General features: G+C 68.7%; 3 protein-coding genes. All 3 read right to left on the bottom strand.

Annotated features, from left to right (window positions below; all coding sequences use genetic code 11):
- Nucleotides 1-193: transposase (locus tag J2847_RS33915; protein WP_233474989.1), on the bottom strand; the 193-nt coding region annotated here is incomplete at its 3' end.
- 51 nt (nucleotides 194-244) lie between these two features.
- The gene (tnpB, locus tag J2847_RS33910; RefSeq protein WP_209783117.1) at nucleotides 245-598 is read right to left on the bottom strand and encodes an IS66 family insertion sequence element accessory protein TnpB; all 354 of its coding nucleotides are present in this window, start codon (nucleotides 596-598) and stop codon (nucleotides 245-247) included.
- Entirely contained in the window at nucleotides 595-1,044 is a 450-nt protein-coding gene (tnpA, locus tag J2847_RS33905) for an IS66-like element accessory protein TnpA (protein WP_209783116.1), read from the bottom strand. The genes tnpB and tnpA overlap by 4 nt, the downstream gene beginning before the upstream one ends.
- Between the last annotated feature and the right edge of the window lie 84 nt (nucleotides 1,045-1,128).

Raw genomic sequence — 1,128 nt, 5'->3', positions numbered from 1 at the left:
GGGCAAGGTCGTCGAGATCGAGGAGGCCCTGTTCGGGATCGATCACCGCCGCCTTCTCCGACTTCGCCCCGAAGATCAGCGCCTTCAGGGTCTTCACCTGCTCCTGCAACTCCGCCTTCTCGGCGGCGAGGCGACGGATCATGCGGGCCAGTTCGGCGGGGTCCTGAGGAAGCGGGTCGGGGGGCGGCGGCATGCTCCGGAGTATACCGGGGAAACCCGCCAAACCCCAGACGAATCAACGCATTCAGCCCATCCAGCGCGGCTTCTTGACCGGTGGCGGCGTGGCCGTTTGCCACGCCAGTCCGTCGAGCAGAAGCGCGAACTGCACAGCGCTCAGACGGATCGCTCCCTCCTGGACCGGCGGCCAGGAGAAGCGGCCGGCTTCCAGCCATTTTGTGGCGAGAATCAGCCCGCTGCCGTCCCAGACCAGGATTTTGAGCCGGTCCTTGCGCTTGGAGCGGAAGACGAAGACGTCGCCGCAATAGGGATCGGCCTTCAGCGCCTCGGCGACCAGGGCGACCAGTCCGTGGACGCCCTTGCGGAAGTCGATGGGTTGCGTGGCGACCACGACCTTGAGGTCGGGACGCGGCGTGATCACCCCCGCCCCCGGGCGGCCGCGATGACCGCCGCCGCGAGGCCGGGATCGACGGCGCCGTGGAACACCAACCGCCCACTGCGCAGGTCCATCTCAATGCGGCCCGGCGGCGCCTCCCGAGGTGCCGGGCGGCGATCCTCCGGGGGAGCGGGCGTCGTTTCCTCGACCATCGTGACCGGGACGAACAGCGGCGCCTGCACCGGGATCGCCTCCGCGACGACGCCCGCCTCCCGGCGCCAGACCGTGAGCAGGCCGCGGTTCACCCCGTTGCGTCGCGCGACCTCCGAGATGTTGACGCCCGGCGCCGCGCTCTCCGCCACGATGCGCGCCTTCTCCTCCGACGTGTACGAGCGTCGCTGTCGCCGTCCCGTGATCACCTCGACCCGCCGATAGGGCCTGCCTTCATCCATGGCTTCAAGCCTGGAATGAAGTCTGGCGCCATCCTCCATCGTACCCTCCGCGTCCCGTAAGCCCGCACGCAATCTCGATCATGGAACCCGGTTCGGGAAGAAGGGGGCGCTCGTAACGCTTAC

It is taken from the genome of Azospirillum agricola (assembly GCF_017876095.1).
Taxonomy (GTDB): domain Bacteria; phylum Pseudomonadota; class Alphaproteobacteria; order Azospirillales; family Azospirillaceae; genus Azospirillum; species Azospirillum agricola.
Note: the sequence above shows the minus strand (reverse complement) of the source record. Positions and strands in the feature narration are given on the sequence as shown.